9 protein-coding genes are annotated in these 7,308 nt (G+C 73.0%); 7 read left to right on the top strand and 2 right to left on the bottom strand.

The window, feature by feature from the left end:
* Positions 1 to 10: 10 nt before the first annotated feature.
* The 4 genes from D476_RS0126810 (at position 11) to D476_RS0126795 (ending at position 2,908) form a co-directional block, all read left to right on the top strand.
* Positions 11 to 790: an amino acid ABC transporter ATP-binding protein gene (locus D476_RS0126810; RefSeq protein WP_083939658.1), complete on the top strand. Its 780-nt coding sequence runs from the start codon at positions 11 to 13 to the stop codon at positions 788 to 790.
* Positions 791 to 920: 130 nt separating this feature from the next.
* Positions 921 to 1,394 (top strand): GNAT family N-acetyltransferase, encoded by a 474-nt coding sequence (locus D476_RS0126805; protein ID WP_017626980.1) that lies wholly within the window; start codon positions 921 to 923, stop codon positions 1,392 to 1,394.
* Positions 1,395 to 1,682: 288 nt separating this feature from the next.
* Positions 1,683 to 2,108 carry an ATP-binding protein gene (locus D476_RS0126800; RefSeq protein WP_017626979.1) on the top strand — a complete coding sequence of 142 codons (426 nt, stop codon included), beginning with the start codon at positions 1,683 to 1,685 and terminating at the stop codon, positions 2,106 to 2,108.
* Positions 2,109 to 2,149: 41 nt separating this feature from the next.
* Positions 2,150 to 2,908, top strand: a complete 759-nt coding sequence (locus tag D476_RS0126795) for an RNA polymerase sigma factor SigF (protein ID WP_192826431.1) — start codon at positions 2,150 to 2,152, stop codon at positions 2,906 to 2,908.
* Between the two features lie 92 nt (positions 2,909 to 3,000).
* Here D476_RS0126795 and D476_RS0126790 read toward each other — a convergent pair whose 3' ends face one another.
* Entirely contained in the window at positions 3,001 to 3,411 is a 411-nt protein-coding gene (locus D476_RS0126790; RefSeq protein WP_026123891.1) for a hypothetical protein, read from the bottom strand.
* Positions 3,412 to 3,529: 118 nt separating this feature from the next.
* On the opposite strand from D476_RS0126790, the gene D476_RS0126785 reads away from it, so the two are divergent.
* Both D476_RS0126785 and D476_RS0126780 read left to right on the top strand, forming a co-directional pair.
* Positions 3,530 to 4,465 carry a diacylglycerol/lipid kinase family protein gene (locus D476_RS0126785; protein ID WP_017626977.1) on the top strand — a complete coding sequence of 312 codons (936 nt, stop codon included), beginning with the start codon at positions 3,530 to 3,532 and terminating at the stop codon, positions 4,463 to 4,465.
* A gap of 322 nt (positions 4,466 to 4,787) precedes the next feature.
* Positions 4,788 to 5,042, top strand: coding sequence for a WhiB family transcriptional regulator (locus D476_RS0126780; protein WP_017626976.1), 255 nt, complete (start codon positions 4,788 to 4,790; stop codon positions 5,040 to 5,042).
* 258 nt (positions 5,043 to 5,300) lie between these two features.
* Here the strand turns inward: D476_RS0126780 and D476_RS0126775 are convergent, their stop codons facing one another.
* Positions 5,301 to 6,851, bottom strand: coding sequence for a sensor histidine kinase (locus D476_RS0126775; protein WP_017626975.1), 1,551 nt, complete (start codon positions 6,849 to 6,851; stop codon positions 5,301 to 5,303).
* A gap of 105 nt (positions 6,852 to 6,956) precedes the next feature.
* Between D476_RS0126775 and D476_RS0126770 the strand changes: the two genes are divergently transcribed.
* A partial coding sequence (locus D476_RS0126770) for a GntR family transcriptional regulator (protein ID WP_026123890.1) occupies positions 6,957 to 7,308 on the top strand: 352 nt, incomplete at its 3' end.

Raw genomic sequence — 7,308 nt, 5'->3', positions numbered from 1 at the left:
CGCGGGGCCCCTGCCGCAGGCCCCCGGCGACGACGTGATGGTCCTGGCCGAGAACGTGCACAAGAGCTTCGGGCGCCTGGAGGTGCTGCGCGGCATCGACCTGGAGGTGCGCCGCGGAGAGGTGATGTGCGTGGTCGGCCCCTCGGGGTCGGGCAAGTCCACCTTCCTGCGCTGCATCAACCACCTGGAGAAGATCAACGGCGGACGGCTGTGGGTCAACGGGCGCCTCATGGGCTACCGGCAGCACCGCGGCCGCCTCTACGAGCTGCACGATTCCCAGGTGGCCGCGCAGCGCCGGGACATCGGCATGGTGTTCCAGGCCTTCAACCTGTTCCCGCACATGTCGGTGCTGGCCAACGTGGTCGAGGCGCCGGTGCGGGTCAAGCGGGAGCCGCGCGCGGCCGCCCGCGAGAGGGCGATGGGGCTGCTGGACAAGGTGGGTCTGGCCGACAAGGCCGCCGCCTTCCCGCGCCAGCTCTCCGGCGGGCAGCAGCAGCGGGTGGCGATCGCCCGCGCCCTGGCCATGCGGCCGGAGCTGATGCTGTTCGACGAGCCGACCAGCGCCCTGGACCCGGAGCTGGTGGGCGAGGTCCTGGACGTGATGAAGGACCTGGCCCGCGAGGGCATGACCATGGTGGTGGTGACGCACGAGATGGGCTTCGCCCGGGAGGTGGGCGACAGCCTGGTCTTCATGGACGGCGGCGTGGTGGTGGAGTCCGGGACGCCCGGGCAGGTGCTCACCGAACCGCGGCACGAGCGCACCCAGGCGTTCCTGTCCAAGGTCCTGTGAGGAGCCCCCTTCCCCGGTGGGCCCGGCGGGAGCGCCGCCGTACCCGTGCGTACGGCGGCGTCCGCGCCGCGGTCACCGGGGAGGGCGCCGGAAGGTAGCGTGGGTCCCCCTTCCCGCGACGAGGAGTTCCATGATCCGCCCCGCGCGCCCGGACGACGTCCCGGCGATCCTGAAGATGATCCGCGAGCTCGCCGAATACGAGCGTGAGCCGGACGCCGTCGAGGCGACCGAGGCCGACATCGAGCGCGCGCTCTTCTCCGAGGGCGCGGCCGCCCACGCCCACATCGCCGAGGAGGGCGGGGAGGCCGTCGGGTTCGCCCTGTGGTTCCTGAACTTCTCCACGTGGACGGGCCGCCACGGCATCTACCTGGAGGACCTGTACGTCCGCCCGGAGATGCGCGGCCGCGGCCTGGGCAAGGCCCTGCTGACCGAGCTGGCCCGGGTGTGCGCCGAGCGCGGCTACCGGCGACTCGAATGGTCGGTGCTGGACTGGAACACGCCCTCCATCGAGTTCTACCGGTCCCTCGGCGCGCGGCCGATGGACGAGTGGACCGTCTTCCGGCTCGACGGAGGGGCCCTGGACCGCTTGGGCGGTCGGGGCTAGCCGGGTCCGGGGGACACGCCCAGGGTCCGCGCCGCGCGGGGCCGGAGGGGCATGCGGGACGGGGCCGGGAGGGGCCCAGGAATCTGGGCCCCGCACGAACGCGCGTCCGGCCTCGGGGTCCTGTGCCGCGTGCGGGGTCCCGCCCCGCCCGCCACTGCCGATCCGTCCGGATTCGCCCCGTTTCGACCGGCCTGCCCGGCGGACACGGACCCGGCCGCGTGCCGCCACCCCGGCGGGAAACACGATAGATTGCACTCAAGCGGCACACTCGCTTCCCGGAGGAGGGACGTGACCGAAGAAACCGCCGCGCCCGTGTCGGGCGCCATGGACGTACGCGACGCCGTCACGGTGAAGATGCCGGCCGACAGCGCCTACCTGTCCGTGCTGCGCACCGCGACGGCCGGCCTGGCGGCCCGCCTGGACTTCACCCTCGACGAGATCGAGGACCTCCGCATCGGGGTCGACGAGGCCTGCGCGATGCTGCTCGCCCAGGCCCTCCCCGGCACCGATCTGACCTGCGAATTCGAACTCACCGGCGACGGTATGCGGATCAGCGTCTCGGTGCTGACCGCGGACGGCCGGCTCCCGGCCCGCGACACCTTCGCCTGGACGGTGCTCTCCGCCCTGGCCGGGGAGGTCGACACCGCGGCCGGGCCCGACGACCGCGTCTCCATCGTCCTGCACAAACGGCGCGGCGCGGTGGAGACGGCGTGAGCGAGAGGGGGCCCGCTCTGACGGCGAAGACGGAGCACGCGGTGCCGGACCGGGCCCGCGCACGAGAGTTGTTCGAGCGCCTGAGCGAGCTTCCCGAGGACTCCCCGGAGCGCCAGCGGATCCGCGACGAGCTCGTGGAGCTGCACCTGCCGCTCGTGGAGTACCTCGCCCGGCGCTTCCGCAACCGCGGGGAGTGGCTCGACGACCTGACCCAGGTCGCCACGATCGGTCTGATCAAGTCGATCGACCGGTTCGACCTGGACCGCGGGGTGGAGTTCTCCACCTACGCGACGCCGACCATCGTCGGCGAGATCAAGCGCCACTTCCGCGACAAGGGGTGGGCGGTGCGGGTGCCGCGCCGCCTGCAGGAGCTCAAGCTCTCCCTGACCAAGGCGGTCAGCGACCTGTCGCAGCGGGAGGGCCGCGCGCCCACCGTGCACGAGCTGGCCGAGCACCTGGGGATGAGCGAGGAGGAGGTGCTGGAGGGCCTGGAGTCGGCCAACGCCTACTCCACGGTCTCCCTCGACGCGCCCGACAGCGGGGACGAGGACGCCCCAGCCGTCGCCGACTCGCTCGGCATCGTGGACGACTCCCTGGAGGGCGTGGAGTACCGCGAGTCGCTCAAGCCTTTGCTGGAGCAGCTTCCGCCGCGGGAGAAGCGCATCCTGCTGCTGCGCTTCTTCGGCAACATGACCCAGTCGCAGATCGCCCAGGAGCTGGGCATCTCGCAGATGCACGTGTCCCGCCTGCTGGCCCGCACGCTCGCCCAGCTCCGCCAGGCGCTGACCACCGACGAGTGAGGGGACCGGCCCCGGACGCACGCTGATGGGCCCCGCGCCGTGCGGCGCGGGGCCCATCCGTGTTTCGCCCCCCGGCGCGGGCGCGCGCCGTCTCAGCCGCCGCTCTCGGCGCCGCGGCCGCCCGCCTCCTCGGGGAAGAGCACCGCGGTGGTGGAGGGCGCCAGCACCAGGCCGATCGCGGCGACCGCGACGGCGACCATGCCCACGCTGACGGACATCCGGTCGGCCTCGTACATGGAGTAGGCGACGACCAGCATGAAGATCTGGGTGAGCACCACCGGCGTGCGCGCCCACGGGCGCAGCATCACCAGGCCCCAGGCCACATACCCGAGCGCCCCGGCCACGGCGAACCCGAAGACGGCCAGCGGCAGGGCGAAGGAGGTGTCGGCGACGTCGCCGAGGACCGTGCGGTGGACGAGGGTGCCGCTCTCATAGGCCACGACCAGGGCGACGAGCGTCTGGAGGGCGGCGGCGAGCAGAACGGTGACCGGGCGGTTGTACACGTTCCACACTATCGGCCGCCCGGCGCGGTCCTTCCCGGGGCGGCTCCGGCGCGGCCCCCGGGCGGTCCCCGCGAGCCCGGGAGCCCCGGCGCCGCAAGGGCTCGCTACACTGTTCGGCGTGCGCGCGCTCTTCATCGTCAACCCGCAGGCGACCACCACCACGCCGCGCTCGCGGGACGTCATCGTCGGCGCGATCGCCCGCCACGTGGAACTGCACGTGGCCCAGACCGAATACCGCGGCCACGCCGGGGAGATGGCCCGCGACGCCGCCGGCGAGGGCTTCGACCTGGTGGTCAGCCTCGGCGGGGACGGCACGGTGAACGAGGTCGTCAACGGACTGCTGCGCACCCCCGAAGGGCTGGAGCGGCCGAGCTACGCGGCGCTGCCCGGCGGCAGCGCCAACGTCTTCATCCGCGCGCTCGGCATGCCCGGCGACCCGGTCGAGGCCACCGGCGCCGTGCTGGAGGCGCTGCGGTCGGGCTCCTCCCGCGAGGTGGGGCTGGGGCGGATCTCCTCCGGGCGCGACGACCGCTACTTCACCTTCTGCGCCGGGTTCGGCTGGGACGCCGACGTCGTCCACGAGGTCGAGCGGCGCCGCCGCCGGGGGCGGCGCGCCTCCCCCGCGCTGTACACCGGAGTGGCGCTGCAGAAGTTCCTGCGCGGCGAGACCCGCGACCCGTCGCTGCAAGTGCGCGCGCCGGGGCGGGCGCCGGTCTCGGGGCTGCACTTCGCTCTGGTCACCAACACCACCCCGTGGACGTTCGCCGGGACGGTCCCGGTGCAGCCGACGCCGCGGTCCCGGTTCCGGCTGGGGCTGGACGCCTTCGGGATGAGCACGCTGAACCCGGCGACGACGGCGCGGCTGCTGGGGCGGATGCTGTCCCCGTCGGGGGTGCCGCCCGCCGGGCGCGGCTATACCACATGGCACGACGTGCCGTCGCTGACGATCTCCTCGGAGCACCCGCGCCCGTTCCAGATCGACGGGGAGTATCTCGGCACGCGGGATCGGATGGATCTCCACTCCGTACCGAAGGCATTACGAATCATCGTGTGAGGGCACCCTCGGGTCCTCTGTGACGCACACGACACCGCAGCCTGCGCCGATCCCCCTCGGGCGGTCTTGCGCGGGTGGTTCAACCCTGACAGGCTCGCAATATCGCCGCACGTTACGGGCGAGTAAAACGGACGGTTCCGCGACCGGAACGGGCAGTACCGCCTTCCCGTGGCCGAGGATCGTACCGAAGCACTGTCCCGTCGGGTGCGTGCCCTACCGGACCGGGGCGACAAGGGTGTGCCCCGCGCCCTCTCCGTCGATCTCGTGAACGCGTTCACGAGCCGCACGCCCCCGCACGCCTCGCTGTGAGGAGTTGATCCGCATGGACTGGCGCCACCACGCCGCCTGCCGTGACGAAGATCCGGAACTGTTCTTCCCCATCGGTGACTCCGGCCCCGCGCTGATCCAGATCGAAGAGGCCAAGTCGGTGTGCGCCGCCTGCCCGGTGTCGAGCGCCTGCCTGCAGTGGGCGCTGGAGACCGGCCAGGACGGCGGTGTCTGGGGCGGGATGAGCGAGGACGAGCGCCGCTCGCTCCGCCGCCGCCGGGTCCGCCCCGCTCTCCGCGCCGGAGTCTAGTCCCCTCCGCCTCCCCCCTTCACCACCGGGGTGCACCGGGACGCGCCCGGTCCGGCCCCGGCCGTCGGCCAGGGCCCGGCTCCCGGTCCGAGGGCCGCCGCAGGGCGCCGCTCGGGCCGCCGCCCTCCGCGTCCTGAGGCCATACTGGCACCCTCCCCCGCGAAGCCGCACCGGGGGTGCCGTTTTCCGACCCGGGCCCGGCCCCCGCCCTGTTCGGACCCGGCACGGCGGTGCCGGTCGCCGGGGCGGCCGGTCCGGTCAGGGCACCTGTTCGACGGCCGCGTCGACGGGCAGCTCGATCGCCACGGCCGTGCCCCCGTCGTCGCGCGGCTTGATCTCCAGGTGGCCCCCGAGCTCGGCCACCACGAGGGTGCGCACGATCTGCAGCCCCAGGCTGTTGCTGCCCGCGATGTCGAAATCGGCGGGCAGCCCCCCGCCGTCGTCGGTGACCTCGATGAACACCCGGCCGGAGGCCTCCTCGGCCCCGGGCGGGGCGTCCTCGCGCCGCACCCGCACCTCTATGGCGCCCGGACCGTATCCCAGCCCGTGCTCCACCGCGTTCTGCACCAGCTCGGTCAGCACCATCGACAGCGGGGTGGCCACCAGCGCCGACAGCAGCCCGAAGTGGCCCACCCGGTGCGGGGTCACCTGCGCCTCGGTCGAGGAGACCTCGGCGGCCATCTCGATCACCCGGTCGGCGATGTCGTCGAAGTCGACGATCTCGTCGGGGGTGTGCGAGAGCATCTCGTGCACGATCGCGATCGAGCCGACCCTGCGCACCGCCTCGTCCAGGGCGGCCTGCCCCTCGGTGCTGTCCAGGCGGCGGGACTGCAGGCGCAGCAGCGCCGCCACCGTCTGCAGGTTGTTCTTGACCCGGTGGTGGATCTCCCGGATGGTGGCGTCCTTGGTCATCAGCTCGCGCTCGCGGCGGCGCAGCTCGGTCACGTCCCGCACCATCACCAGGGCGCCGATGCGCACCCCCTCGGTGATCAGCGGGATGGCGCGCAGCTGCACGGTGGAGCCGCGCGCCTCCACCTCCGACTCCTGCGGCACCCGGCCCCCGGCGGTCCAGGTGAGCGACTCGTCCCGGGCGTCCCCGGCGGCGGCCAGGTCCAGGGTGGTGCGGGCCAGGCGGGCCCCCACCAGGTCGGCGGTCAGCCCCAGGCGACGGTAGGCCGACAGCGCGTTGGGGCTGGCGTAGACGACCTCGCCGTCCCGGTCGAGGCGGAGCAGGCCGTCGCCGACGCGCGGCGAGCGCACCATGAGCGGCCCCTGGTCGCTGAAGGGGAAGGCGCCCTCGGCGATCATCTGCGCCAGGTCGCTGGCGCTCTGCAGGTAGGTCAGCTCCAGGCGGCTGGGGGTGCGCGCGGAGCTGAGGTTGGTGCTGCGCTGGATCACCCCGATGAGCTTGCCCTGGCGGCGCACCGGGATGGTCTCCTCGCGCACCGGGACCCCGCCCGACCAGTCGGGGTCGCCCTCGCGGCAGATCCGCCCCTCGGCCCAGGCGCGGTCGATCAGCGCCAGGCGGGAGGCCATCCGGATGCGCTCGCCCTCGTCGGCCACGTCCCCGACCTCGTCCGGGAGCACCGCCTCGACCAGGTCGTCCTGGAAGGCGGTGGGGCCGGTGGTGGGGCGCATCTGGGAGACGGCCACCCAGCCCGAGCCGTCCCTCAGGCGGACCCAGAGGACGAGGTCGGCGAAGGACAGGTCGGCCAGCAGCTGCCAGTCCGAGACCAGGGAGTGCAGCCACTCCAGGTCGGCGGTCTTGAGCGACGTATAGCGTCGGATGAGGTCGCTGAGGTGAGGCACACACAGATCATCCCACGGGTACGGGCATACTCGTTGGACGAACTCGACCAGTGGTCCACACCAGTGGAGCCAGGCGCACCGCGACGGCGGGTGGAGGAGACGGACGTGACGGGTCAGCGAACGGTCCGGGATGATCCCCGGGTCCCCAAGTACTACCAGGTCAAGAAGCAGCTCTTGGAGCTGATCGAGACCATGCCCGCGGGCAATCCGGTGCCGCCCGAGCGCGCGCTGGCCGCGCAGTTCGGCACCTCCCGCACCACGGTGCGCCAGGCGCTGACCGAGATGGTGGTCGAAGGGCGGCTGCTGCGCATCCAGGGCAAGGGGACGTTCGTCGCCAAGCCGAAGGTCGCCCAGATGCTCCAGCTGCAGAGCTACACCCAGGAGATGCGCGCCCACGGCCTGCACCCGGCCACCCGCATCCTGGACGTCAGCTACATCAACGCCGACGAGCAGCTCG

This window comes from Nocardiopsis chromatogenes YIM 90109, from assembly GCF_000341185.1.
Lineage (GTDB): Bacteria > Actinomycetota > Actinomycetes > Streptosporangiales > Streptosporangiaceae > Nocardiopsis_A > Nocardiopsis_A chromatogenes.
Note: the sequence above shows the minus strand (reverse complement) of the source record. Positions and strands in the feature narration are given on the sequence as shown.